This window comes from Herbaspirillum sp. Sphag64 (assembly GCF_014192645.1).
In the GTDB taxonomy this organism is placed as follows: Bacteria; Pseudomonadota; Gammaproteobacteria; order Burkholderiales; family Burkholderiaceae_D; genus Herbaspirillum.
In genome coordinates this window covers 498,613-522,649 of record NZ_JACHYE010000001.1, presented here as the reverse complement: position 1 = coordinate 522,649, position 24,037 = coordinate 498,613, and the positions used below count along the sequence as shown (strand labels likewise).

The window sequence follows — 24,037 nt, the reverse complement described above, 5'->3', positions numbered from 1 at the left end:
AATTGTTTTTATTAATTTGTGATTTCGTGTTATTTTTACTCAGTTGATTTAGGGAAATAACTTAAGGAAAGTGAAGGGTAAGTCAATGCACGCAATTATCTCCACGGAGACCGAAGATCGTTCCGCTTATCTGGAGTCGGTGTTTGGTGCTTTGGATCGCATTCAGGCGATCATTGAATTCAGTCTTGATGGACGTATCGTCAATGCCAATAGCAATTTCTTGAAGGTGATGGGCTATAGCCTTGATGACATTATTGGTCAGCATCATCGGATTTTCTGTACACCTGACTATGCTGCCAGTGCCGACTATCAAGCCTTTTGGCGTGGGCTGGCCAATGGCGAGACCTACAGCGGTGAGTACGTGCGGGTGCACAAGGATGGTCGACTGATCTGGTTGCAAGCATCCTACAACGGTGTTTTTGGCACCGATGGCAAACTCTTGCGTGTGGTTAAATTCGCAACAGATATCACCGACAAGAAGCTCCAGGCGGCCGAGTCTAAAAGCATGCTGGAGGCCATGAGCAAATCGACCGCCATCATTGAGTTTGATCTCAAGGGCAACATCACCAATGCCAATGCCAATTTCCTGCGCTGTTTTGGCTACGTGAGCGACCAGGTCATCGGCAAGCATCACAGCATGTTTTGCCCTCCGGGTTTTGCACAAAGCCAAGAGTACCGGTCTTTCTGGGCGGATCTGTCAGAAGGTAAATTTCAGAGCGGTCGGTATAAACGTATCGGCAATCATGGTGCCGAGATCTGGATCCAGGCAACCTACAATCCGATCACTGACCTGCAAGGCAAGCCTTACAAGGTTGTCAAATTTGCACTCGACATTACCGCTGCAGTAGAGCGGGAAATCCTGATCGGCAAGAAAATTGAAGAAATTACCACCGTACTGGAGAGCCTGACGCAATCGATCGAAAGCATTGCCGGCAATGCTGCGCGTACCAGTGGCCAGGCGGATACTGCGATTGAAAAGACTGCCAGCGGCCAGGAAGTGCTGAACCGCTCGGCAGAGTCGATCGAGCAAATTCAGAAATCCTCCAATGAAATCGGTGACATCATTCGCACGATTACCGACATTGCCAGCCAGACCAGTCTGCTGGCGTTTAACGCCGCTATCGAAGCCGCCCGGGCTGGTGAGAATGGTTTGGGATTTTCGGTCGTGGCTGATGAAGTACGCAAGCTGGCGGAGAAGTCGACGCTGGCGGCACGTGAAATTGCGCGTATCAATGGCCAGACCACAGTGCAGGTGGAGCATGGTCGGCAGCTCTCTGAGCAGGTCGCTGCGGCGTTTGGTCAGATCAATGCGGCCATCACGGCCACCACACAATCGATTGCCGGAATCCACAGTTCAACCACAGAGCAGGCCAGTGCGACCAGAATGGCAAACAGTCTGCTGGTCGAATTGACAGTGGCAGCGGCCAAATGACGCAAGGACGCGATGACGGCGCGTCGACACTGATCGCGCTGGTGCGTCTGGAGACGCTGGCTTTTGCGATTCCGACGGCTTCTCTGCTGGGTGCCATCGATTGCGACGATGGCTTGTCTGCCTTGCCCAGACGTCATGGCGCGGTCGCTGGCGCAATCTGTTATCGCGACGAAGCGGTTGCAGTAATCGATTTACGTCTCTGGTTGCCGTTCCCGAAGGCCCCGCAGCTCACTGCACCAGAAGATGGTGGCGGCGAGGAGCTGGTCATGGTGTTGCAGGCAGACGGACGTCGCGTCGGTGTGCTGGTGAGCAAGATTGATGGTCTGGTGAGTGTGTCGCCGCAACAGATTCAGCGTATCTGCCAAAACGATACCGAGGAAGACGTGTTTCATACCGTCGTCAAATTACCCGCGTCACCGCCACAGTCACGCGAGCAGGCAGTAGGATTACTGGATGTGGCGGCGTTGATGCGCTTATCCGCTGCTTGGTCTGAAATTGAGCAGGTATCCCCGACTGCGGCCACTGACACTGCGGATGTTGCGGCCGACGTGGTGCGCAGAGTCAGTATGGCAATCGTTGCGGTGGGTGAGCAGACGTTAGCCATTCCACTGGATGCGATACGTGATGTGGAGCCGATGCCGGTAATGAAGTCTCTGCCGGGGCAAGTCTCCATGTTGGGGTACGCGCAATTGCATGCACGCGATATCCCCATCATTGATAGTGCCGCTCTGTTGCATTGCACTGTGCAACCACCTTATCCATTTCTGGCACTGCTCGCACATGAGGACCTGTGGATAGGCTTGCCGGTCACGGCTATCAAGGCGGTGCAGGCAGTCGATATGACGCAGTTGGGTTCGCATGTGGATGCCGGTTTTTCGGCGTCGCTGCCGGTACGCGGTGTGTTGCAGTTGCCAGACCATGGTCCGGCGCTGGTGCCGGATGTCAGCAATCTGACGGCGCTCTATCCGCTCGGTAGCAGACGTATTGCATTATTGCCGGCGCTGATCGAAGGCAAAAAGACGGCACCGGTGCAGGACCAGCCTTATATCGTGCTGGAGGCTGGGCCAACCTGGGCCGTGCCTATGGCGGTGATCGATGCGGTGGCGTTTCTGGATGAGGGTGTGGAGTGGTTGCCCGGGGCTAGCCCGGCGCGTGCACCGGTGGCGCGTATGCGATACCGGCAGGGCACGATTGCCTTGTGGGATTTGTATGGGCTGTGCGGTGGCACGACTGCTTTGGAACCACCGGACAAAGTGGTCATTGTATCGGTGCAAGGGCGCTTGCTCGGCTTACTGGTGAGAGAGTTGCGCCAACTGTTGCCAATCCATTCCTGTGACATTCTGACGCTGCATCGCAATAAGGAAGGGCCAGTGCAACTGCTACAGCCGAAATTGGCTGGTACCCGTAGTAACTATCAAATACTCAACCTGGATGCTTATCCTGCATTGAAATCATCTTCCCAGTAATACGGGCTGGCATCACCCTTGTTGGCCGGTGGTGCCTGTCTGGGGCGGCTGCTTGTCGCCGGCTTCAATCCCAGCATCTGTTGCATTTCCTCCACTTCAACAGCTAGTGTCTTCAGGGTCGCTTTGAGCCCTGATAATCTGAGCTCTTCTGTCGCCGCCTGCCGCGTCGTCTGGACCATGGCTTGCGTCACCTTCATCGCTGTTTCCAATTTATCAACAATTAATGCTACCGCTGCTTCCATGCACCCTCCACGTGATTGCGGAATAGAATTTAGCATGTGATCGACGTTGCTGGATTACCTCTAGTTACGTTGTATGATGGCACCAGAATAGTGAAGAAAAGTTGGGGAGACCGCATGCGCACGAGAGTATGTAGAGGCTTGAGTTTGCATTGTTGGCTGGCGTGCTTGGGCTTTACGATTTGCGGCTGTTGTTTGGCAGCCGACGTGCCTGGAACTTGCTCCAAGGTTGTGATTTCTGCCGATTCTGACTACGGACCTCTGCATTGGTATGACGGCACGAAGTTGACTGGTGCCAGTATCGAAATCGCTATGGCCGCACTGACCGCGATCCACGTCCCTTACGAGGTGCGTTATATGGGGCCTTTTCAGCGGGTGCTTGATGGCGCCAAGAACGGCGAGCTGGATATGATTGCCTCGCTCAAGGATACGCCAGAGCGCCGCAGTTATCTGGTCTTCAGCAAGGTCCCCTTGTTTTCCAATCCGGTTGCAGTATTTGTCGCGCGGGACCACAGTTTCAGTTATAGCGGCTGGGATGACCTGATTGGCAAGCGCGGTGGTATCGCTAAAGGTAATCAGTTTGGTGGCGGGTTTGATGAATTCATGACCAAAAATCTGATGGTGGAAGTCGAGCAGAAGGTCTATATGAATTTCAAGAAAATCGAGCTCCGCCGGATTGACTACCTCGTCACTGGCTACTATACCGGCATGGCCTATCTGAAGCATAGTGGGCAACTTGACCAGTTTGTGGCATTGCATCCGTTCATCACCGAGTCTAATAATCTGATTGCGATCGCTCGCACCAGTCCTTGTCTGAAATATCTTCCAGCACTGGATGCACAGTTGACCAGCATGCAACAGAGCGGTGAGTTGAAGGCCATACTGGAAAAAAATATCCAGGCGTTCTGACGATCCCGATTCGAAAAACTCCACTACACAAAAAAGCCAGCCGCTCTGCATGGAATTGCATTGTTCGGCTGGCTTTATATTGGTGCAGAAAAACGTAACTGAAACTTACGCCAGTTTGCTCAACTGGCCTCTGGTGGTGATGTAAATATTTGTATTAACCGCGACTGATCAGATGACCATGCTCAATCCGGACCTGATCGCCGACCTGCCAATTGTCAGCCGATTGCGGGAAGGAGCGCAACTTGCCATTCTCCATCCGTACATCGACCACATAAGACGTGGTGGTGCGGCTGCGCTTTTCGACTTCATTGCCAGCATAGCCGCCGGCACCGGCACCGGCGACGGTCGCCATTGTGTTGCCATTGCCGTGACCGATCTGATGTCCGAGAATCCCACCGAGAATAGCACCGGCAACCACGCCAACACCGCTAGCCTTGGGTGTGTGCTGGATCGCACGAACAGCTTCAACCTGGCCGCAACTGATGCAGATGGCAGCATGTCCTACAGCAGCTTGCGCTCCCGGAGGTACTGACAATGGTTGAGCCTGACTGGCGTTGGCAGCATTGATCGGGGTGCCTGCAGTGCCACCTTGGCTGGCAGGGATGGCTGCTGTATTGCTGGCATTCGTCATTGCAGTGACGGGTGTGCCGGGAGTGACTTCACCATGGGAGGTCGGTAACAGACCGGTGATCGCAGCAACGCCGACCAGGCTGACCATCGTCACTGCAATGGCGGCCGTGGCAACGAGTGGATGAATCCGTTTTGGGGTGATGGTGGCTTCCATATTGGATCTCCGCTAAGTGAATTGAACAGGATGGAGTGGATTATGGAACGCCCTTTATTGCAAAAAAATGCGAATAGTGTGTCAGTTGTAAAAACTTGTAATGACAAAGCAAAAAAGGCTGGAAAGGCACACTGCTATGCACTTTCCAGCCTTTAGATACTGCCTGCCATTACCTGCGTCCCGTCAATTGCCGTGTACAGGTAACGTCATGTTGCTGCATTGTTAATACTTATTTCATCCTGACTGAATGCTTATTCCTCGCGACGCAGATGCGGGAACAGAATCACGTCACGGATGTTAGGTGAATCGGTGATGAGCATCATCAGTCGGTCAATGCCAATCCCGCAGCCACCGGCGGGAGGCATGCCGTATTCCAGCGCACGGATATAGTCGGCGTCGTAATACATGGCTTCTTCATCACCGGCATCTTTGGCAGCAACCTGTGCCTGAAAGCGTGCGGCCTGATCTTCGGCATCGTTGAGTTCGGAGAAGCCGTTGGCAATTTCACGACCGGTAATGAACAGTTCAAAGCGTTCGGTAATGCCCGCCACGGTGTCTGAGGCACGCGCCAGTGGTGATACTTCTACCGGATAGTCGATGATGTAGGTTGGCTCCCACAGCTGGGATTCGGCCGTTTCTTCGAACAGCGCCAGTTGCAATGCGCCCAGACCGGCATTGGCCAGTGGTGCCTGATCGGTCTTGAGGCCAAACTTCTTGAGCTCGGTGCGCAGGAAGCTGATGTCCTGCAGTTGCACATCGGTGTACTCAGGCGCGTACTTCTTGATGGCGCCGGTGATGGTCAGTCGATGGAAGGGCTTCGACAGATCCAGTTCACGGCCCTGATAGGTCAGTGTCGCAGTGCCATGGGCATCAATGGCAGCCTGACGGATAACCTGTTCGGTGAAATTCATCAGCCACTGATAATCCACATAGGCGGCATAGAATTCCATCATCGTGAATTCCGGATTGTGGCGTGGCGAGACACCTTCATTGCGGAAGTTGCGATTGACTTCGAATACCCGTTCAAAGCCACCAACGACCAGTCGCTTCAGATACAGCTCAGGGGCAATACGCAGGAACATCTGCATGTCCAGCGCGTTGTGATGGGTAATGAATGGTTTGGCGGCAGCACCACCGGGAATGGTGTGCAGCATCGGTGTTTCGACTTCCATGAAGTCGTTCTTTTCCATGAAGCGGCGAATCGATGACATCGCTGCTGTACGCGCCTTGAAGGTGCGACGTGTCTCTTCACTCATGATCAGATCAACATAGCGTTGACGGTACTTGGTTTCCTGATCCGACAGGCCATGGAACTTGTCGGGCAGCGGACGCAACGACTTGGTAATCAGGCGCAAGCCTTCCACCTTGACCGACAGCTCACCTGTTTTCGTCTTGAACAGCTGGCCTTCGGCACCGATGATGTCACCCAGATCGTAGTGCTTGAAAGCGGCATGGGCAGCTTCGCCGGTGACATCGTTGGTAATGTAGAGCTGCATGCGGCCGTCGGCATGAACGCCGGAGGAATCCTGCACGGTAGCAAAGGAAGCCTTGCCCATGACCCGCTTCAACATCATGCGACCAGCGATAGAAACCTTGATCGGATTGGCTTCGAGCGCTTCATTGTCGAGCGCATCGTATTGCGCATGCAGCTCGGCTGCCTTATTGGCTGGACGGAAGTCGTTCGGGAAGGCAACGCCTTGGGCGCGGATCGCGCTCAGCTTGGCGCGACGCTCGGCAATGATGGCGTTTTCATCTACAGGTTGCGCTGTGGCGTTGTCGTTTGGCGTGGTCATGGTGTCGAAATTGTCGGTTAGTGTTGCCAGCTGGCCGGTCCAGAGAGTGTGCGGATGGACCGGCGCGGTGTTGGTTTATGCCGGGTGACAGGCGTGTTTCCTGTCGCCCGGCATGCGGTGCTCAATCGTGTAATCCTGTTATCGCGAATTACACGCCTTGTTTCAGCGAGGCGGCAATGAAACCATCCAGATCGCCGTCCAGTACCGCCTTGGTATTGCCCATTTCAAAGTTGGTGCGCAAGTCCTTGATCCGCGACTGGTCCAGTACATAGGAGCGAATCTGATGACCCCAGCCGACGTCGGTTTTGGAGTCTTCCAGTTTCTGCTGTTCGCTCATGCGCTTGCGCAGTTCCAGTTCAAATAGCTTGGCCTTGAGCATATCCCAGGCTTCGGCACGGTTACGGTGCTGGCTGCGGTCGTTCTGGCATTGCACCACGATACCGGTCGGAGCGTGCGTCAGACGTACCGCCGAGTCGGTCTTGTTGATGTGCTGACCACCGGCACCGGAGGCGCGGTAAGTGTCCACACGCACATCGGCAGGGTTGACTTCGATATCGATCGAATCATCCACTTCCGGGTACACGAACAGACTGGAGAACGAGGTATGGCGACCATTGGCGGAGTCGAATGGCGATTTGCGTACCAGTCGATGCACGCCGGTTTCGCTGCGCAGGAAGCCGTAGGCGTATTCACCTTCCACCTTGATGGTCGCGGTTTTGATTCCGGCCACTTCACCGTCTGACTGTTCAAGGATTTCAGCCTTGAAACCCTTGCGTTCGCAGTAGCGCAGATACTGGCGCAGCAGCATGGAGGCCCAGTCCTGTGCTTCGGTACCACCGGCACCAGCCTGGATATCGATGAAACAGTTGTTGGGATCCATCGGATTATTGAACATGCGACGGAACTCCATACCCTCGACCAGACCCTTCAGCGTCTCGGCGTCGACTTCAATGGCTTCGAGCGTGTCTTCGTCCTTCTCTTCGCGCGCCATCGCGAACAGGTCGCGTGTGTCGTTTAGGTCGCCGTCAATCTTGATCAGCGTATGGACGATGTTTTCCAGGGATTTCTTTTCCTTGCCGAGATCCTGGGCGCGTTTGGGATCATTCCAGACGTCCGGGTCTTCTAGTTCGGCATTGACTTGATCGAGTTTCTCTGACTTCACATCGAAGTCAAAGATACCTCCGTAATTCTGTTGCACGTACCGCGAGGTCGTCCAACAGGGATTGGAGGGAATTGAGGCGTTCTGCTTCCATGATTATTTCTTTTGCAATCAAACCGCACATTATACAAGAGAGGGGCGGGGATTTTGTTGCAGACGGGGCCTTGCTTGTCGCGAAAACTGCACCCGACGTGATTGATTTTCGGCAATCCTGCCGGGTGGCAAGCTGGTAAGCGTTGGTTGGCGGTTCTAGAACGCCCCAACGTAGTTTTCAGCTAAGGCGGTAGAAAGCGCGCGCGAGCTCACGACGTTTTCCAGTTCTGCGCGTTGGACTTGTTGCTGGAACGGCGTCGTATCGTCAAAGTTATGCAGTAAGCTCGTCATCCACCAGGAAAAGTACTCGGCGCGCCAGATTCGTTTGAGCGCCGCTTCCGAGTAGCCATGAAGCTTGTCGCTACTCGATTTCTGATAGAAATCATCCAGTGCCTGCGACAACAGGCGCACGTCCGAAATCGCCAGATTCATACCCTTGGCGCCGGTTGGTGGCACGATATGGGCGGCATCGCCCGCCAGATAAAGTCGGCCGTACCGCATCGGTGCGCTGACAAAACTGCGCATACCGATGATCCCTTTCTGGAAGATGGGTCCCTCCTTGAGACGCCAGCCGTCGCGATTTTCGAGGCGACTATGCAGTTCGTTCCAGATCCGGTCATCCGACCAGTTGTTCACATCGTCCTTGGGATCGCATTGAAAATACATGCGCTGTACCGTGGGCGAGCGGGTGCTGATGAGAGAGAAGCCGCGCTCATGCTGGGCATAGATCAGTTCATCAGCCGATGGTGGTGCTTCCACCAGGATACCGAACCAGCCAAACGGATAGATGCGCTGATAGTCCTGTCGTACCGACGCTGGAATCAATGGTCGCGACACGCCGTGAAAGCCATCACAACCAATCACGAAATCGGCTTGCAGGTGATAATGTTCTCCGGCGTGCACATAGCGCACCGAAGGCGATTCAGTATCGATACCCTCGGGGGCGACCTCACTGACCTGGAACAGCAGCTGCCCCTGTGCCGCAAGACGCGCTGCGACCAGGTCTTTGATCACTTCATGCTGGGCATAGACGGTGATGGCACTGCCGGTCAATTCGGTGAGGTCAATACGGTGACGACGCCCGCCAAATGCCAGTTCAATACCATGATGCAGAGCGCCTTCCTGCTGCATGCGATGACCGACACCCGCTTGTATCAGCAGGTCCATACTGCCTTGTTCGAGAACACCGGCACGGATGGTGGATTCAATCTCGGCGCGACTGCGGCTTTCCAGTACGACCGATTCGATACCTTGCAAATGCAATAAATGGGACAGCAACAAACCGGCGGGGCCGGCACCAATAATGGCAACCTGGGTACGCATGACCTATCTCCTGTGAATGATTTTTATGTGTTGTCATGGTATGAGCGCTGCCGTACTTCAAGAATGGATGAAACAGGCAAAGTCTTGTACTATTTTTACATCGCCATGTTTGGCATCTCCCTTCTCGTCGGCACCATCAACGATCCACAATGACTGCAAAGAAATCCTCTGTTCCCGCTGCTGAAGTTCCCCAGTTCTCGCTCTATGGTGAGTCTGAGCCCTTGGGTAAGGCAGAGTTTGTCCATATCGAGCTGATCCAGACCCGTAGTCGCCTGCATGACTGGCATATTGCACGACATAAACATCCGGGGCTGTTTCAGGTACTTTTTTTACTGGCTGGTCATGTGCGTGCACAGGTGCAGGATGCGCTGTGGGAATGCGATGGGCCGATCGTCATTGCATTGCATCCGGCGGTCGAGCATGGATTTGACTTCTCTGAGGAAGCGCAGGGCTACGTGCTTACGGTGGACCAGAATCTGATTTTTTCCTTAGGTAGCGACCATCAGGAAGTACTACGCAGCGAGTTGCTTAGCAGTTTGTTTGTTGCGCCGCTGATGCTTGATCTTAGACCGGCGCCACCATTGCGTCAGCGCCTTGAGGGTTTGTTGCACCATCTGCTCGAAGAGCTGGCCTGGCCTTTATATGGCCATACGCTGATGCTCGAATGGTTGGCACGCAGTGTATTGTTATTGCTGGCCCGACTGGCGGCGGACAATCGGTCTGCGGCAGTTTCGGGGCACCATGATTTTGCATTGCTGACCCGCTTTCGTGCGCTAGTCGAGACATATTACAAGCAACAGTGGTTGGTCGGAGCCTATGCTGAGCAACTGCATATCACGCCCAGCCGGCTCAATCGCTTGTGCCTGAGGCTGGCGGGCCAGTCTGCGTTTGACATGATCCAGCAGCGCTTAATATTGGAAGCCTGTCGTCAACTGACCTTCTTGCCATCCAGCGTGGCGACCGTCGCGTATGAACTGGGCTTTCAGGATCCGGCCTATTTCAGTCGGCTATTTCGTCGCCATACCGGCAGCACCCCGACTGAGTTCCGACGCGCTCATCCGTCAGAGGGGTAGATGCAATGATCTGATTGAGCCGTTGTTGCTTGAATTTCCTTATTCTGATTGCGGATCCTGATCCTGCATCTTGTATTGCGATACCAGTGCCGGAGCGATTGTATAGCCGTTGCGGCCCTTGCTCTTGGCATCGTACATGGCGTGATCAGCAGCTTGCAGCAACTGTTCGGGACCACAACTGCCGTCAGTGAGTGCGATACCAATAGAGACGCCAAGCTGGCATTCGATATGGTTGATCAAAATCGGTTGTGCGACGGTATTGATACATTTTTCAGCGAGTACACGGGCGCCGACCGGCATTGCTATGCCCAGATCGGTAATGAGCAAGACAAACTCATCGCCGCCAACCCGTGCCAAGGTGTCACTTTTGCGGGCGACATTGAGCAGACGCTGTGAAATTTGCTGCAGAACCAGGTCACCGACCTGATGACCGTGGGTATCGTTGATCAGCTTGAAGCCATCCAGATCCAGAAACAGCAAGGCAATACCGCTACGATCACGACGTGCATCGGATAGCACCAGCTGCATGCGCTGCGCCAGCATGACCCGGTTGGGCAGGCCTGTGAGCTGGTCATGATGGGCTTGGTATTGCAGCTCGGCCTGATGGCGCTTGAGTCGGGCTAGCAGGCGATTGAAGGCGAGTGTTAGATGTCCGATTTCGTCATCCTGTACAACCGGAAGCGGTGCCAGCGGCAACTCGCCGCGGGTCATTTTGTCAGCCTGGTCAGCCGTGCGCTGCAGGGGGCGAAAGAAGCATATGACTGACGTCAGGATAAACGCAAAAATGACTGCTGCCTGTACCAACGTACCATGCAGGATGACCTCTCTGACCTTGGACAGGGTTTGAGTATCGGTCGATGCCGGCTGGGTTACCAACACGAACCAGTTAGTACTGGCGATCGATGCCATGCTCCTGATTTCTTCCTTGCCCTCGGCGTTGCGTGCCGTACCGTTACTTAGAAAGCCATCAACGGCCTGATCCAGTACCGGGTCAATGCCTCGTTTTGGCAGTGGCTGAAAGTTGCGTTCAGGATTGCTGGAAGAAACGATCAGTTTCTTCCCTGGCGCCACCACATCGACTTCACTGTCGCCACTAATCTCGCTCAGTGGAATGCGATCAATGAAGCCATCATTGTTGATCATCGTACCGCCACCAATGACAGCTACAATTTTGCCATTATTGTCGTGTACTGGTGCCAGAATCGGAATGAATGGCTGACCGCTCACCGGACTGATCATCGGATCCGCAATGAGGACCATGCCAGCTCGTACGCGACGCAATCCGGGGTAGATAGAGACGTCCATTCCTGTTCGCCCCTTTAACTGAGGAGAATCGGCAATGATTCGGTCTTTATCATCGGAGACGAACAGGCCAGTGGAGAAAATCGGATAGAGGTTCTGACGTTCTCTGAGCCAGAGTTGCAATTGCGGTGGATTTTTCAGCAGACTAACAGGTAGTTGTGCTGCCAGGCGTTCGAGGTAGCGTCGCCGCTCCATCAACTGATGGTTGATGTCAATCGCCAGGTGATTGGCGATAATGATTTGCTGCTGGGTCATCACAGTGCGCTGTTCTTCCTGCATGACATTGAGCAGAATAATATAGCGTGCCAAGGTACTGACAACCACGGCGGTAATGCCAAACAGTACCAGACGTGTGACCAGACTTTTTCTGAAACGGGTGAAATTCATCAGGAACTTGCAAGCTAGATAGGGTTAGTCTGATGTTGTTGTGCCGCATTGCGGATACGCTCCCGCACTACACGGATCGCCTGTTTAAGCGCATAGACATCGCCGTAGTAACGTTGCGGTATATCGATCTGATTCGAGTTGGCATCGATTTCCTCGATTTCGTCGTGCCACTCCTGCAGCTTTTCAACAGAGGGATTGGGGGTGTGCCAGATCTCATCTTCGAGCAGATGAATCTCCCGATACCAGACTACCAGACGTTTTTTCATGCTGGCGTCATAGATGCGCGGTAATGCCTGTATCAAACCAAACAAGACCGCGATGAAGGGGAGTAACACAGCAAAGCGGCGCTCGAGAAAGTTAGCCAGCCAGAATGGCAGATAGCGCTGCAGGAACGGGCGTCCTGATTTGAAATAGCGCCGTGTTTCATCGGAGATGGCGAAATTCTCGATATTCTGGTTCGGGAAGTAGTTGCGGGGCGTGAAGAAATCCGGCGTGTGATGGATTTCATTGGCGGCATCGAGCAGCAGATAGGTTAACGCAGGATGCAAGCTTTCCTTGGAGACCAGCATGGCCGTTGAGGCCAGCAAGGTCACATCGTGTGCAGGTAAATCATCAACCAGGCTGGTGGCGCCACGTGGATAGACGATCTTGGAGAGCGAGGGAAACTTATGAACCAGTGCCTCGGCCTGCGAAAAATTCATCAGTTTGAGGCCGCTATTGAGCAGCTTATGAATTAGCGGATCATTGACGCGACCAATGAAGAACGCCGCATCGAGACGTTTTTCCTGCAATTGCAGGAAAGCATCTTCACCACGCAGCTCGATGAGGGTCGCATTCCGGCTGGTGATGCCGTTTTCGGTCAGGAGGTCATTGGCCGTGATACGCAATCCGCTACCCGGTACGCCCAGCGAAATACGCTTGCCCTTCAACTGGCCTAGTCGGTCATAGTCACCGCGACCTTGATAAAAGACCCAGATCGGCTCGTAGGAAATGGCGGCAATGGCTTGCAAGCCTGGGGCCTCGGTTGCATCGGTAGTGCCTGACTGGATGAAGCCAACCTGGAACTCGCTATCTTCGTTGCGCAGCCGGTCAAAATTTTCCACGGACCCGGATGACGAGCGGATGTCGAGCGTGATGCCATCACGTTTGAGAATTTGCGCATAGCGCTCGGCAAAATTGTTATAAATCCCACCGGGAGCGCCGGTGGTGATGACAATTTTCCCCTGCGTTGCGGGTTTGAGCATGGTCAGTACGAACCAGCAGACAACCAGCAATACCAGTGAACCGAGCAGCATCAGCCGGCGCATACGCTTGGGCGTCATCGGTGGTTTTTGTGTCCGATGCAGGGGAAGGGGGCGTTTAGGCATGTCCGTGAAATGTTGCTGTTTTAATCTGGGCAGGTCAGGCAATCTGGTGCTGTGGGCAGGGTGCTCTATGCTGCTTCAGCGTGTTCTACCATCAGTTGTACCTTGGTAACACCGTTATATTCGTTGGCATCGAGCCGAAAAGCAACTTTGGCGAGATCAGGGAGTGCATCGGCGTGACCGAACCAGATTGCATCGTATTGCTGGCCATCCTTTTCGAGCAAGAGTTTCAGGTGCTTTTCCTTCAGGACGCGCTGATTTCGTACCCGGAAGTGGTCACAAAACACTGGTGGCGGGAAGCCCTGACCCCATACCTGTTGCTCCATGAGCTGGATGAAATTCACGGAATAGTAAGCATCTTCCAGTGGTCCGTCGGTTTCGACCACCCGTTCCAGCTGGTTCTGTGTCAGCCAGTGTTGTCCCACGGCCTCAAACGCAGCAGCAAAGGCGTCAAAGCCTTCTGCCCGGATGGTCAGACCGGCTGCCATGGCATGGCCACCGAATTTGGTGATGACCGACGGCGCCTGCTTGGAGACCAGATCCAGCGCATCGCGCAGGTGAAAGCCGGGAATCGATCGTCCCGAACCCTTGATCAGCCCCTCGTCGCCCGGGGCAAAGGTAATCGTCGGCCGATAGAATTTGTCCTTCAGGCGTGACGCGACAATACCGATCACACCTTGATGCCAGGATGGATCGAATACACTGATGGTGCGCTTATCCTGGGGGTTGAAATCGTCCAGTAGCAACAGGGCGGTATCCTGCATACCGGCTTCGATATCACGCCGCTCACGGTTGATAGCGTCGAGTTGCTGGGCAATCGCCCAGGCGCGGCCTTCATCATCAGTCGTCAGGCATTCAATGCCCAGCGCCATGTCGGCCAATCGTCCGGCTGCGTTCAGACGCGGGCCGACCGCAAAACCCAGGTCGAACGGCGTAGCGCGGCGCGCTTCCCGCCCAGCAGCACGAAACAGCGCCGCAATGCCCGCATGCATACGTCCGGCGCGCATGCGTTTCAAACCTTGCGCCACCAGGATGCGGTTGTTGGCATCCAGTTTGACAACATCAGCCACCGTACCCAGCGCCACCAGATCAAGCAGACTGTCGAGTTTGGGCTGGCTTTGGGCGTCGAACACGCCACGTCTGCGCAACTCGGCGCGCAGCGCTAGCAATACATAGAACATCACGCCGACGCCAGCCAGATTCTTGCTCGGGAAGCCGCAGGCAGGCTGATTGGGGTTGACGATAACGCGCGCGTCCGGCAACCGGTCGCCGGGTAAATGGTGGTCGGTTACCACCACGTCGATACCGCGTTCGCTGGCAGCAGCGACGCCTTCAATACTGGCAATGCCGTTATCGACCGTAACGATGATGTCAGGATTCTTCTCGCGGATGGTCAAGTCGACAATCTCTGGCGTCAGTCCATAGCCATATTCGAACCGGTTGGGCACGATATAGTCGACCTTGGCGCCCAGACTGCGCAATCCGCGCAAACCAACGGCGCAGGCGGTAGCACCATCACAGTCATAGTCGGCGACGATCACCATCGATTTGCCGGCAGCGATGGCATCGGCCAGATAGCTGGCGGCGGCATCAATGTGCAATAAGCCAGCCGGTGCTATCAGCGCTCCCAGCTCACTGGACAGGTCTTTTAGGTCGGTCAGGCCACGTGCGGCATAGACGCGTGCCAGCACGGGATGGATGCCGTCATGAATCAGTTGGTCGACGTCACGTGGATCGAAGCTGCGCGTGGTGATGCGGATCATTGCGAAGCCTTGCTATGGCTGGCGTGCGTGGCGTTGCTATGGTCCGTAGCCAGTCTCCCTAAGCCTGGCCTGATCCAGAACTTGCGCAGCGAGCCGGCGGTCGAAGTGACCTGTAGCAATCGCTCCTGGCCACTCAGCATGAGCGACAAGCTCTGCAATTGCTTGCCCCGTAGCGCTTGCAGCAATGGCACAAACCAGTCGCGATCCAGTGCCTCCAGTTGTTGCAGCCAGCGGCCCCAGTCATCACTCATGGCAGCCTGTTGCAAGCCGTCGAGCAGAAGGAGCGCGCGCTCGCCGGAATGCAACAGCAGTTGTTCAGGATGGACGCCGATCTGATTGACCGCGCTCGCAGCATCGGCCCAGCCAGTGAGGTTAAAGCTGGCGCTGTAAGCGCTGGCAGTGTTGTGTTTGTCCTGTGCTACGGCAATCGCGCCGCCGCCCCAGAGCCACAGCGAGTTAACGGCCTTTTGCCCACGCATTTCACGGGCATCATTGAGCGAATCTGCAAACCACTGCATCTGTACTTCATTTTGCAGCTTGCGCCAAGCCAGCTCGCCTTCGCCGGCAGGCATCCAGATATCAATATTGCGACCGCTGGCCGCCAATGGCGAGCTGGTCTGCAAATTCGCCCAGTCATCGGCGCGCATAAGCCAGGTCTGGGCATCGAGGTAGAGCAGGGTGCGGCCAGCTTCTTCAAACAGCGGCAATGCCGACTGGAACAGCAGACGCGCCTCGTTCTCCTGTAGCGCTAGTTGCTCGATATCGGTCAGCACCAGATGATCACGGGCGACATGGATATGGGCCGGCTGCACGACAAACCAGTGACCTTCGTTGAGGGTCGGCTGATGGCGTCGCAACAGCGGGGCGGCGACCGCAGGACTATTGCCGCGTGGTGCGCTGATATTGGTGACGGATAGTCCAAGTTGCTCGCCGAGCCAGTGTTCGTGTGGCAGCGCGCGCGAAAATGGATCGAATCCGGTGCCACCATCACCGTTCACGCTTTTGCCACGCGCCAGCAGGGTCGCCAGCGCTGGCGCCTTGGTCTGGCGGATCAGTTCGGCTGCCATCTCGGCCTGTGGCAGGGAAAATGGTAATAAGATGTCAAGATGATTCATGACGCGATTGTAGGGGAAAATAGATGAAAAGCCGTGAAAACATGGCTGACAGACGTTAATTCGCCAATTTTTCTATTCCCTGACTGGTTTTTCTGTCGATGTTCCTGCTGTTACGCCGTCAGTCGATGCCCGTCGGCAAGCGGGCAGTCCAACCTCACGCAGTGAAAGATCGAACAGAGTGTGGCAAACTGGCGGACTTGTCCTTTGGCCGCTGGGCCTGACGGCAATTTTCTCCTAATTTAAGAGAGCCAAGGTTTGAGTCTGATTAAAAATTTATCCTTCGAATGGCTGGTCGGCATTCGTTACACGCGGGCGGGCAAACGCAGCGGTCGCAATAGTTTCATTTCTTTCATTTCCCTGATTTCGATGTGTGGTATCGCCTTGGGCGTAGCGGCACTGATCGTGGTGCTGTCGGTCATGAATGGCTTCCAGAAGGAAGTGCGTGACCGCATGCTATCGGTGTTGTCGCACATTGAAGTATTCGATGCCTCCGGTGCCATGCAGGACTGGCAGTCGGTAGCGCGGCAAACCTTCCAGAACAAGGAAGTCATTGGCGCTGCACCCTATGTCTCGGCGCAGGCCATGATGACCCGTGACGATGTGGTGCGTGGAGTGATCATTCGCGGCGTGTTGCCGGATCAGGAGCCCAAGGTGTCGGATGTGGCGGGGCAGGTACGCCAGGGCAGCTTCAGTGCGCTCAAGCCCGGTGAATTCAATATCGTGCTCGGTGGTGAGCTGGCGCGCGGTTTGCGGGTCGGTATCGGCGACAAGGTGACACTGATTGCGCCACAAGGGCAAGTCACGCCGGCTGGTGTATTGCCGCGGCTGAAGCAGTTCACGGTGGCAGGTATTTTCGAGGCCGGTCATTATGAGTTTGACTCGACGCTGGCCTTTATCCAGCTCGATGATGCCGAGAAAATGTTCCGCACTTCCGCACCTTCGGGCGTGCGTCTGCGGATCAAGGACATGCTGCAGGCACCACAGGTGGCGCAGGAACTGGCCAATACATTGCAGGGCAATCTCTATCTGCGCGACTGGTCGCAACAGAACAGCAACTGGTTTGCCGCCGTCAAGACCGAGAAGCGCATGATGTTCATCATCCTCACGCTGATTATTGCGGTGGCGGCATTCAATCTGGTCTCAACACTGGTGATGACGGTCACTGATAAACAGGCGGATATTGCCATTTTGCGGACGCTAGGCGCGTCACCGGGTTCGATCATGAAGATCTTCGTGATTCAGGGCGCGCTGGTTGGCTTGATCGGTACCGCTCTGGGAATCGGGTTTGGCGTGCTGGTGGCGCTCAATATTGATGTCATCGTGCCATTCATTGAGCATTTGCTACATGTGCAGTTCCTGCCCAAGAGTGTGTATGTAATCTCCGAATTGCCCTCCGATCTCGACTGGTCTGACGTCTGGACCATTGGTATCGTATCGGTCATTCTGGCCTTTCTTGCTACGTTGTACCCGAGCTGGGCTGCAGCACGCGTCAAACCGGCGGAGGCGCTGCGTTATGAGTAATCTGGATACTATGCAATCCCAACAAACCAACGATGCCCCGGCCGTACTCACCAGCCGTGGGCTGGGTAAGACCTTTACGCAAGGCAAATACAGTGTGCAGGTCCTGCAGGGCGTCGATATTGATGTACGTCCCGGTGAACAGGTTGCCATCGTTGGTGCCTCAGGTTCCGGCAAGTCGACCTTGCTGCATTTACTGGGTGGGCTGGATATACCGACCAGCGGCAGCGTCACGCTGCAGGGCAAGGATTTCGCCAGCCTCAGTGAGACTGCACGGGGCGATCTGCGTAATACGGCACTGGGCTTTGTTTATCAGTTTCATCACTTGTTGCCGGAGTTTTCGGCACTCGATAATGTGGCCATGCCGCTCATGATCCGCCGCGTCAAGCGCGATCAGGCGCAAGAGCAGGCGCGCGAAATTCTGGCGCGGGTCGGGCTCGCCAATCGTGTGCGTCACGTGCCCGGAGAGCTCTCCGGCGGAGAGCGTCAGCGCGTTGCGCTGGCCCGTGCTATGGTGACGAATCCAGCTTGTGTGCTGGCCGACGAGCCCACTGGCAATCTCGATCGCGGTACGGCTGATCAGACGTTTGCATTGATGCTGGAGCTGTCGCAGACCATGCAGACCGCCTTTGTCATCGTCACCCATGATATTGAACTGGCCGGACGTTGCGGTCGCGTGCTGCGCCTGTCGGACAAGGGTTTGCAGCCGTATGTCGCTTGAATCTGTACTAAAGGAAACGCTATGAGCCTCAATACTCGTCAATGGCTGGAACAACTGGTTGCAATCGACACCACCAGCCGTAATTCCAATCTGGAACTCATCCATCTGCTACGTGACAATTTGCAGCAGCAAGGTATCACGCCCTGGTTTGCGCACAACAAGGAGCGTACCAAGGCCAATCTGTTTGCCACGCTGCCCGCGACACAGGGTGCGGCCGCCGGGCAGACCCAAGGCGGCATCGTTTTATCGGGGCATACTGATGTGGTACCGGTGGATGGCCAGCAGTGGGAGAGCAACCCCTTCACCCTGACCGAGCGCGATGGCTTTCTGTTTGGTCGTGGTACCTGCGACATGAAGGGTTATATCGCTGCATCGATGGCCTTGGTGCCGGAGTTTCTGTCGATGCCACGCAGCAAGCCGCTGCATCTGGCCTTTTCCTATGACGAGGAAATCGGTTGTGCTGGCGCGCCGGTGATGCTGGCCGAGCTCAAAGAGCGCGGCATTCAGCCCGATGGTTGCGTGGTCGGTGAGCCGACCAACATGCAGGTAGTGGTTGCCCACAAAGGCATTAATGCGTTCAGTTGCCGTGTCCATGGTCGGTCTGCGCATTCTTCGCTGACGCCCCAGGGCTGCAACGCCATTGAGCATGCTGCCCGACTGATTTGTGCGATTCGTGACTTCGCCGATGCCTACAAGCAGAACGGACCCTACGATCAGCTGTATGACGTGCCGTTCAGCACCATGACGACCAATCAGATTCGTGGTGGGATTGCGATCAACACCATTCCTGAACTGTGCGAATTCACCTATGAATTCCGCAATTTGCCAGGCATGTCACCGCAAAAAATTCAGGAGCAGATCACGCAATATGTGCGCGATCAGTTGTTGCCAAAAATGCAGGCAGAGTATCCCGATGCCAAGATCGATATTGCTGCCATCGCCAGCAGCCCGGCGCTGGAAACTGCCGAACAGGAAGCCATCACCGCACTGGTGCGTGCACTGACCGGCGATCGCGAGCAGCGCAAGGTGGCCTATGCCACTGAGGCAGGGTTGTTCCAGCACGTTGGAATCCCGACGATTGTGTGCGGCCCCGGCGATATCGCCAACGCGCACAAGCCCAATGAATTCGTCGCCATCAGTCAGTTGCAGCGCTGCGAGGAGTTCCTTCGCAAGCTGGGCCACTCGCTGCAGGCTGCCTGAGCTGATCTGACATGACAATGGTGTCAGCACATCCCCACAGATCACCATGTGGATAGACACGCACTGCCATCTTGATGCCACTGAGTTTGGCGGACAGCATCTGGAGCAGGCAGATGCAGCTGCGGCGCAGGGCGTCGGAATGATTGTGCTGCCGGCGGTGGCAGTCGACAACTTTGCGACGGTTTCAGCATTGGCGGCGCAACGTGCCAATCTCTGCTATGCGCTGGGAATCCATCCCCTGTATGTGGCGCAGTCCGCTGACGATGATCTGGAGCGGCTGCGTGAGGCGATTGTGCAGGCGCTGCCGGATCCACGCTTTGTTGCAGTCGGCGAAATCGGTCTCGACTTCTTCATTCCTGAGTTGCAGCAAGGTCCATTGCGTCAGCGTCAGGAGCATTTCTATCAGGCACAACTGAAGCTGGCGCGCGAATTTGACTTGCCGGTGTTGCTGCATGTGCGGCGTTCACAAGACATCATCCTCAAGTACTTGCGTCGTATCTCCGTGCCAGGCGGTATTGCCCATGCCTTCAATGGCAGCTTCCAGCAGGCCGGGCATTTTGTTGAGCTCGGCTTCAAACTCGGCTTCGGCGGTGCCATGACCTTCCCGCGTTCGTTGCAGATTCGACGTCTGGCTGCACAATTGCCTTTGGACGCCATCGTGCTGGAAACCGATGCGCCCGATATTTCCCCTGCCTGGTTGCACCCGGCACCCAATCACCCGGACCAGATTCCTCGCATCGGCGAGGTATTGGCAGGTTTGCGCGAGATTCCTCTGACGCAACTGGCCCAACTGGCGCAGGCAACATCAGCCAATGCGCAGGCGGTGTTGCCGCGACTGACCAGGAGTTGATGGATGCGCAGTGCGATTCTAGGTCTGGTGCTCGGTATCGCTCTGTTGCAAATGCAGGCCAGTCTGTTGCCCATGGAAATGCAGCTGGGATTGCTGGGGGCAGCGTTACTTTTGTGCCTGTTTGCCTGGGCGCTGGGCTGGCGGCAGCTACAACTTGCCGGGCTGCGCAAATGGTTGCGCATGCTCCTGTTCTGCGTTGCCGGTGCGTGCTTTGGCTTTGGCTGGGCCGACTACCTCGCGCAGACACACCTTGACGAAGCCTTGCCAGCAGCCTGGGAAGGCCGCGACATCACCGTGGTCGGGGTGGTGGATAGTTTGCCGACGCGTTTTGCACGTGGTGTGCGATTTCATTTTCAGGTCGAAAGGGTGGCTCCGCAGGGCAATCAAATACCGCAGTTGCCATCGCGGCTGGCGCTGACCTGGTATGACCAGGGTAATTGGCGTGCGGTTGATGGCGATGAGCAGGTCACTGCTGTCGCGGCTGCGCCATTGCCACAAGCGCAGGCCCCTGCGATCAAGGCCGGTGAGCGCTGGCAGTTGACGGTCCGCCTCAAGCGGCCGCACGGCAATGCCAATCCCGCCGGCTTTGACTACGAAGTCTGGCTGCTGGAGCAGAACCTGCGTGCCACCGGCAGTGTACGTCCGGATCAACAGCTCGCCTATAAAAATCAGCGCCTGTCGGCCTTCATCTGGACGCCCAGGAATGTGCTTGATGCGTCGCGTGGCTGGTTACGCGAACGCATCTTGACGGCACTCGCCGACCGGCCTTACGCCGGCGTGATCGTGGCGCTGGTCATCGGTGATCAGCGCGCGATCGAGAGCGACGACTGGACCGTTTTCAATCGCACTGGTGTTGGTCATCTGGTCGCCATTTCAGGCCTGCATATCAGTCTGGTGGCGGGATTGTTTGCGACACTGATGCTGTTTCTGTGGCGCCGTTCATTTTTCACGCGGGCACAATTGCCGCTCTTGCTGCCGGCGCCCAAAGTGGCGTTGCTGGCGGGTTTTGCTGGGGCTACCGGCTATGCCTTGCTGGCAGGTTTTGGGATTCCGGCGCAACGCACGCTGTATATGCTGCTGGTGGTTGGTGCAGCTTACTGGTCGGGACGTCTGACGCCACTATCCTACGTGCTGCCACTGGCGTTGGCGGCGGTTTTGCTATTCGATCCATGGGCCTTGCTCTGGCCCGGTTTCTGGCTGTCCTTTGCGGCGGTCGCGCTGATCTTGTATGCCTCCGCCGGACGGGTTGGTAGTGATGCGGTAGTTGAGTCGCAGATGTTAAGCCCGCTGGCGCGCTATCGTCAGCCCTCGGCTGCCAAAAAAATGTGGCACAAGGTGCGCACAGGTGCTTACACACAATATGTAGTGACGCTCGGTTTACTGCCGCTGACAATGATGTTGTTCGGGCAATACTCGCTGGTCAGTCCAGTGGCGAACGCAGTGGCCATTCCCGTCATTACTTTAGTGGTCGTACCGCTATCGTTAATCGGCAGCATTGTACCGACACCCTTATCGGACTGGTTGTTGCTCGGAGCGCATGAGACGCTGGCCTGGCTGGCGCAATGGCTGAGTTGGCTCAGCAGTCAGCCTTTTGCGCTATGGCGTCTGCCATTGCCAGCACCGTGGATGTTTGCCGTTGCGCTGATCGGCACGCTCTGGCTGCTGGCGCCACGTGGCTGGCCGGCACGGTGGCTGGGCTGGTTCTGCTGGTTACCGTTACTACTCAATCCGGGGCAAGGGCCGCAGGAGGGCGCAATGCAGGTGACCGCGCTGGATATCGGACAAGGCATGGCGGTACTGGTAGAAACGTCGACACATCGCCTGTTGTATGACACCGGTCCTGATTTCGGAGATGACGCCGATGCAGGCAATCGCGTCATCCTGCCGTATCTGCGCGCGCGCGGTATCGATCATCTGGATGCGATGGTGATCTCGCATAGTCATAGCGATCATGCCGGTGGTGCACTGTCGCTGTTGCGTGAGATCGCAGTGGATAATGTGATTTCTTCACTGCCAGCGGCGCATCCGATTGTGAAAGCCGCGCTCCAGCATCAACGTTGCCTGCAAGGGCAGCGCTGGCAGTGGGATGGGGCTGATTTTCAGATGTTGTATCCGGTGCAGGCTCTGTATGACAGTGATAAATGGGGTCCCAATGCGCTCAGTTGCGTGCTCAAAGTCAGTCTGGGGAAACACGCTATCCTGTTGCCCGGTGATTTGGAGGCGGCGCAGGAAGCTCAGCTACTTAATAGCGAGCTTGCCGGCGACCTGCGTGCTGATGTCTTGCTGGCGCCGCATCACGGCAGCGGCACTTCATCGAGCCTGCCGTTTCTGCAGGCGGTGCGGCCTTCGGTGGCGTTATTTCAGGTTGGTTATCTGAATCGCTTTCATCATCCTAAGCCAGAAATCTATGCACGTTATGGGCAGTTGGGCATCTTGCGTCTGCGCACCGATGATGCCGGTGCCATCACAATGGACCTCGACGAACAACAATTGCAATTGGGAACCTATCGCCAAAACCATGCGCGCTATTGGTTCGGCAGATAGGCGGATATTGAGGATGCAGACAATGTTCGCCGCCACAGGATAAGATGGCAGGCAGGCCCGAGTATTTGCCCGCTTATTTGACCCAGTTTTTGCTACAGGTGTGTCCCATGAATAGCTCCGCCCAATCCGTAGACCATCGTCCAATCTTGCATTTTTCACATGCCAACAGTTACCCGGCAGGGACGTATGGCATGTTCTTTGAGCATCTGAGCGCGCATTACGATATCCATGCGCTGCCGATCCATGCACACAATCCCGACTATCCGGTCGACGATGGCTGGCGCAAGCTGGGCAAGGAGCTCGGTGTTGAGTTGGCGCAACGTTACACGCAGCCGGTGATTCTGGTCGGTCATTCAATGGGTGGCATTCTGAGTCTGCTGGCGGCGCGCAAGCGGCCTGATCTGGTGCGCTGTGTGGTCTTGCTGGATTCGCCGGTAGTAGCTGGCTGGCGCGCAAAAGTCTTGTTGCTGAGCAAGTTGCTGAAGTGGGAGAGCAAGTACTCGCCGGCACAGACCTCGGTCAAGCGCCGCAACCTCTGGCCAGACAGGGAGGCCGCCTACCAGCATTATGCTGCCAAGCAAATGTTTGCCAGCTGGCCTGAGCGGGTACTGCGCGATTATGTTGAGCATGGTCTGGCTCCCGCAGCGGCTGGAGGCGTCACACTGCGCTTCACCCGCGAAGCCGAAACGGCGGTCTATCGCACCATTCCGCATCACCTTGGACGTGTAATCCGGCGGCAATATCCGGTGCCGATTGGTTTTGTGGGCGGAACTGACTCAGTCGAATGCCGACTGGCGGGGCTGGATGCAACCAAAAAGCTCGTCGGGTCCAATTTCAGGCAGATTCCGGGCGGTCATCTGTTTCCGATGGAGTCGCCACAAGCCGCCGCAGAAGCCACCCACGCCATGATTCAGCGCTTGCTGGCAAATAAATAACGAGGTCAGCGGCTGTCGCAAAATCTCTAGCGCGGACAAAACTGAGGCATCAAAAGCGGGCGGATTG

At 55.9% G+C, this 24,037-nt stretch carries 19 protein-coding genes; 10 read left to right on the top strand and 9 right to left on the bottom strand.

The window, feature by feature from the left end:
- Positions 1 to 85 precede the first annotated feature (85 nt).
- Entirely contained in the window at positions 86 to 1,432 is a 1,347-nt protein-coding gene (locus tag FHW66_RS21095) for a PAS domain-containing methyl-accepting chemotaxis protein (RefSeq protein WP_183378090.1), read from the top strand.
- Positions 1,429 to 2,898, top strand: coding sequence for a chemotaxis protein CheW (locus FHW66_RS02340; protein ID WP_183378089.1), 1,470 nt, complete (start codon positions 1,429 to 1,431; stop codon positions 2,896 to 2,898). The genes FHW66_RS21095 and FHW66_RS02340 overlap by 4 nt, the downstream gene beginning before the upstream one ends.
- Here FHW66_RS02340 and FHW66_RS02335 read toward each other — a convergent pair.
- Positions 2,868 to 3,140 carry a hypothetical protein gene (locus tag FHW66_RS02335; RefSeq protein WP_183378088.1) on the bottom strand — a complete coding sequence of 91 codons (273 nt, stop codon included), beginning with the start codon at positions 3,138 to 3,140 and terminating at the stop codon, positions 2,868 to 2,870. The two genes, FHW66_RS02340 and FHW66_RS02335, sit on opposite strands and share 31 nt — an antisense overlap.
- Positions 3,141 to 3,344: 204 nt before the next feature.
- Between FHW66_RS02335 and FHW66_RS02330 the strand changes: the two genes are divergently transcribed.
- Positions 3,345 to 4,046 carry a substrate-binding periplasmic protein gene (locus FHW66_RS02330; protein ID WP_370543389.1) on the top strand — a complete coding sequence of 234 codons (702 nt, stop codon included), beginning with the start codon at positions 3,345 to 3,347 and terminating at the stop codon, positions 4,044 to 4,046.
- Positions 4,047 to 4,200: 154 nt separating this feature from the next.
- Here the strand turns inward: FHW66_RS02330 and FHW66_RS02325 are convergent, their stop codons facing one another.
- From FHW66_RS02325 to FHW66_RS02310, 4 genes are all read right to left on the bottom strand, one after another.
- The gene (locus FHW66_RS02325) at positions 4,201 to 4,830 is read right to left on the bottom strand and encodes a glycine zipper 2TM domain-containing protein (RefSeq protein WP_183378086.1); all 630 of its coding nucleotides are present in this window, start codon (positions 4,828 to 4,830) and stop codon (positions 4,201 to 4,203) included.
- Positions 4,831 to 5,081: 251 nt separating this feature from the next.
- On the bottom strand, positions 5,082 to 6,623 hold the full coding sequence (lysS, locus tag FHW66_RS02320; RefSeq protein WP_183378085.1) for a lysine--tRNA ligase: 1,542 nt from the start codon (positions 6,621 to 6,623) through the stop codon (positions 5,082 to 5,084).
- 148 nt (positions 6,624 to 6,771) lie between these two features.
- Positions 6,772 to 7,876 (bottom strand): peptide chain release factor 2 gene (gene prfB / locus FHW66_RS02315; RefSeq protein ID WP_183378084.1). Its coding sequence is split into 2 segments (ribosomal slippage): positions 6,772 to 7,794 and positions 7,796 to 7,876, totalling 1,104 coding nucleotides; the frame shifts between segments, so codons are not numbered across the junction.
- Between the two features lie 155 nt (positions 7,877 to 8,031).
- Positions 8,032 to 9,198, bottom strand: a complete 1,167-nt coding sequence (locus FHW66_RS02310; RefSeq protein ID WP_183378083.1) for a 4-hydroxybenzoate 3-monooxygenase — start codon at positions 9,196 to 9,198, stop codon at positions 8,032 to 8,034.
- Positions 9,199 to 9,347: 149 nt separating this feature from the next.
- Between FHW66_RS02310 and FHW66_RS02305 the strand changes: the two genes are divergently transcribed.
- Entirely contained in the window at positions 9,348 to 10,271 is a 924-nt protein-coding gene (locus FHW66_RS02305; protein ID WP_183378082.1) for a helix-turn-helix domain-containing protein, read from the top strand.
- Positions 10,272 to 10,310: 39 nt separating this feature from the next.
- Here the strand turns inward: FHW66_RS02305 and FHW66_RS02300 are convergent, their stop codons facing one another.
- The 4 genes from FHW66_RS02300 to FHW66_RS02285 all read right to left on the bottom strand — a co-directional run bounded on the left by FHW66_RS02300 (position 10,311) and on the right by FHW66_RS02285 (position 16,202).
- Complete coding sequence (locus FHW66_RS02300; RefSeq protein ID WP_183378081.1) at positions 10,311 to 11,960, bottom strand: diguanylate cyclase domain-containing protein; 1,650 nt, start codon at positions 11,958 to 11,960, stop codon at positions 10,311 to 10,313.
- Positions 11,961 to 11,974: 14 nt separating this feature from the next.
- Positions 11,975 to 13,327 (bottom strand): TAXI family TRAP transporter solute-binding subunit, encoded by a 1,353-nt coding sequence (locus tag FHW66_RS02295; protein ID WP_183378080.1) that lies wholly within the window; start codon positions 13,325 to 13,327, stop codon positions 11,975 to 11,977.
- Positions 13,328 to 13,392: 65 nt separating this feature from the next.
- Positions 13,393 to 15,087 carry a single-stranded-DNA-specific exonuclease RecJ gene (recJ, locus tag FHW66_RS02290; RefSeq protein ID WP_183378079.1) on the bottom strand — a complete coding sequence of 565 codons (1,695 nt, stop codon included), beginning with the start codon at positions 15,085 to 15,087 and terminating at the stop codon, positions 13,393 to 13,395.
- Positions 15,084 to 16,202: a hypothetical protein gene (locus FHW66_RS02285; protein WP_183378078.1), complete on the bottom strand. Its 1,119-nt coding sequence runs from the start codon at positions 16,200 to 16,202 to the stop codon at positions 15,084 to 15,086. Before FHW66_RS02285 ends, recJ begins: the two co-directional genes overlap by 4 nt.
- 255 nt (positions 16,203 to 16,457) lie before the next feature.
- On the opposite strand from FHW66_RS02285, the gene FHW66_RS02280 reads away from it, so the two are divergent.
- The 6 genes from FHW66_RS02280 (at position 16,458) to FHW66_RS02255 (ending at position 23,970) form a co-directional block, all read left to right on the top strand.
- Positions 16,458 to 17,723, top strand: coding sequence for a lipoprotein-releasing ABC transporter permease subunit (locus FHW66_RS02280; protein WP_183378077.1), 1,266 nt, complete (start codon positions 16,458 to 16,460; stop codon positions 17,721 to 17,723).
- 10 nt (positions 17,724 to 17,733) lie between these two features.
- A complete protein-coding gene (gene lolD / locus FHW66_RS02275; protein WP_255458776.1) occupies positions 17,734 to 18,441 on the top strand; it encodes a lipoprotein-releasing ABC transporter ATP-binding protein LolD in 708 nt (235 codons plus the stop codon).
- A gap of 21 nt (positions 18,442 to 18,462) precedes the next feature.
- Positions 18,463 to 19,641 (top strand): acetylornithine deacetylase, encoded by a 1,179-nt coding sequence (gene argE, locus FHW66_RS02270; protein WP_183378075.1) that lies wholly within the window; start codon positions 18,463 to 18,465, stop codon positions 19,639 to 19,641.
- 46 nt (positions 19,642 to 19,687) lie between these two features.
- On the top strand, positions 19,688 to 20,491 hold the full coding sequence (locus FHW66_RS02265; RefSeq protein ID WP_183378074.1) for a TatD family hydrolase: 804 nt from the start codon (positions 19,688 to 19,690) through the stop codon (positions 20,489 to 20,491).
- A gap of 3 nt (positions 20,492 to 20,494) precedes the next feature.
- Entirely contained in the window at positions 20,495 to 23,035 is a 2,541-nt protein-coding gene (locus FHW66_RS02260) for a DNA internalization-related competence protein ComEC/Rec2 (RefSeq protein ID WP_183378073.1), read from the top strand.
- A gap of 107 nt (positions 23,036 to 23,142) precedes the next feature.
- The gene (locus FHW66_RS02255) at positions 23,143 to 23,970 is read left to right on the top strand and encodes an alpha/beta fold hydrolase (protein WP_183378072.1); all 828 of its coding nucleotides are present in this window, start codon (positions 23,143 to 23,145) and stop codon (positions 23,968 to 23,970) included.
- Positions 23,971 to 24,037: the final 67 nt, after the last annotated feature.

Excerpts from the sequence above, each read along its gene's own strand:
- FHW66_RS21095 (WP_183378090.1), top strand. The coding sequence starts at position 86 with ATGCACGCAATTATCTCCACGGAGACCGAAGATCGTTCCGCTTATCTG.
- FHW66_RS02340 (WP_183378089.1), top strand. The coding sequence starts at position 1,429 with ATGACGCAAGGACGCGATGACGGCGCGTCGACACTGATCGCGCTGGTG.
- FHW66_RS02335 (WP_183378088.1), bottom strand. The coding sequence starts at position 3,140 with ATGGAAGCAGCGGTAGCATTAATTGTTGATAAATTGGAAACAGCGATG.
- FHW66_RS02325 (WP_183378086.1), bottom strand. The coding sequence starts at position 4,830 with ATGGAAGCCACCATCACCCCAAAACGGATTCATCCACTCGTTGCCACG.
- lysS (WP_183378085.1), bottom strand. The coding sequence starts at position 6,623 with ATGACCACGCCAAACGACAACGCCACAGCGCAACCTGTAGATGAAAAC.
- FHW66_RS02310 (WP_183378083.1), bottom strand. The coding sequence starts at position 9,198 with ATGCGTACCCAGGTTGCCATTATTGGTGCCGGCCCCGCCGGTTTGTTG.
- FHW66_RS02305 (WP_183378082.1), top strand. The coding sequence starts at position 9,348 with ATGACTGCAAAGAAATCCTCTGTTCCCGCTGCTGAAGTTCCCCAGTTC.
- FHW66_RS02300 (WP_183378081.1), bottom strand. The coding sequence starts at position 11,960 with ATGAATTTCACCCGTTTCAGAAAAAGTCTGGTCACACGTCTGGTACTG.
- FHW66_RS02295 (WP_183378080.1), bottom strand. The coding sequence starts at position 13,327 with ATGCCTAAACGCCCCCTTCCCCTGCATCGGACACAAAAACCACCGATG.
- recJ (WP_183378079.1), bottom strand. The coding sequence starts at position 15,087 with ATGATCCGCATCACCACGCGCAGCTTCGATCCACGTGACGTCGACCAA.
- FHW66_RS02285 (WP_183378078.1), bottom strand. The coding sequence starts at position 16,202 with ATGAATCATCTTGACATCTTATTACCATTTTCCCTGCCACAGGCCGAG.
- lolD (WP_255458776.1), top strand. The coding sequence starts at position 17,734 with ATGCAATCCCAACAAACCAACGATGCCCCGGCCGTACTCACCAGCCGT.
- argE (WP_183378075.1), top strand. The coding sequence starts at position 18,463 with ATGAGCCTCAATACTCGTCAATGGCTGGAACAACTGGTTGCAATCGAC.
- FHW66_RS02265 (WP_183378074.1), top strand. The coding sequence starts at position 19,688 with ATGTGGATAGACACGCACTGCCATCTTGATGCCACTGAGTTTGGCGGA.
- FHW66_RS02260 (WP_183378073.1), top strand. The coding sequence starts at position 20,495 with ATGCGCAGTGCGATTCTAGGTCTGGTGCTCGGTATCGCTCTGTTGCAA.
- FHW66_RS02255 (WP_183378072.1), top strand. The coding sequence starts at position 23,143 with ATGAATAGCTCCGCCCAATCCGTAGACCATCGTCCAATCTTGCATTTT.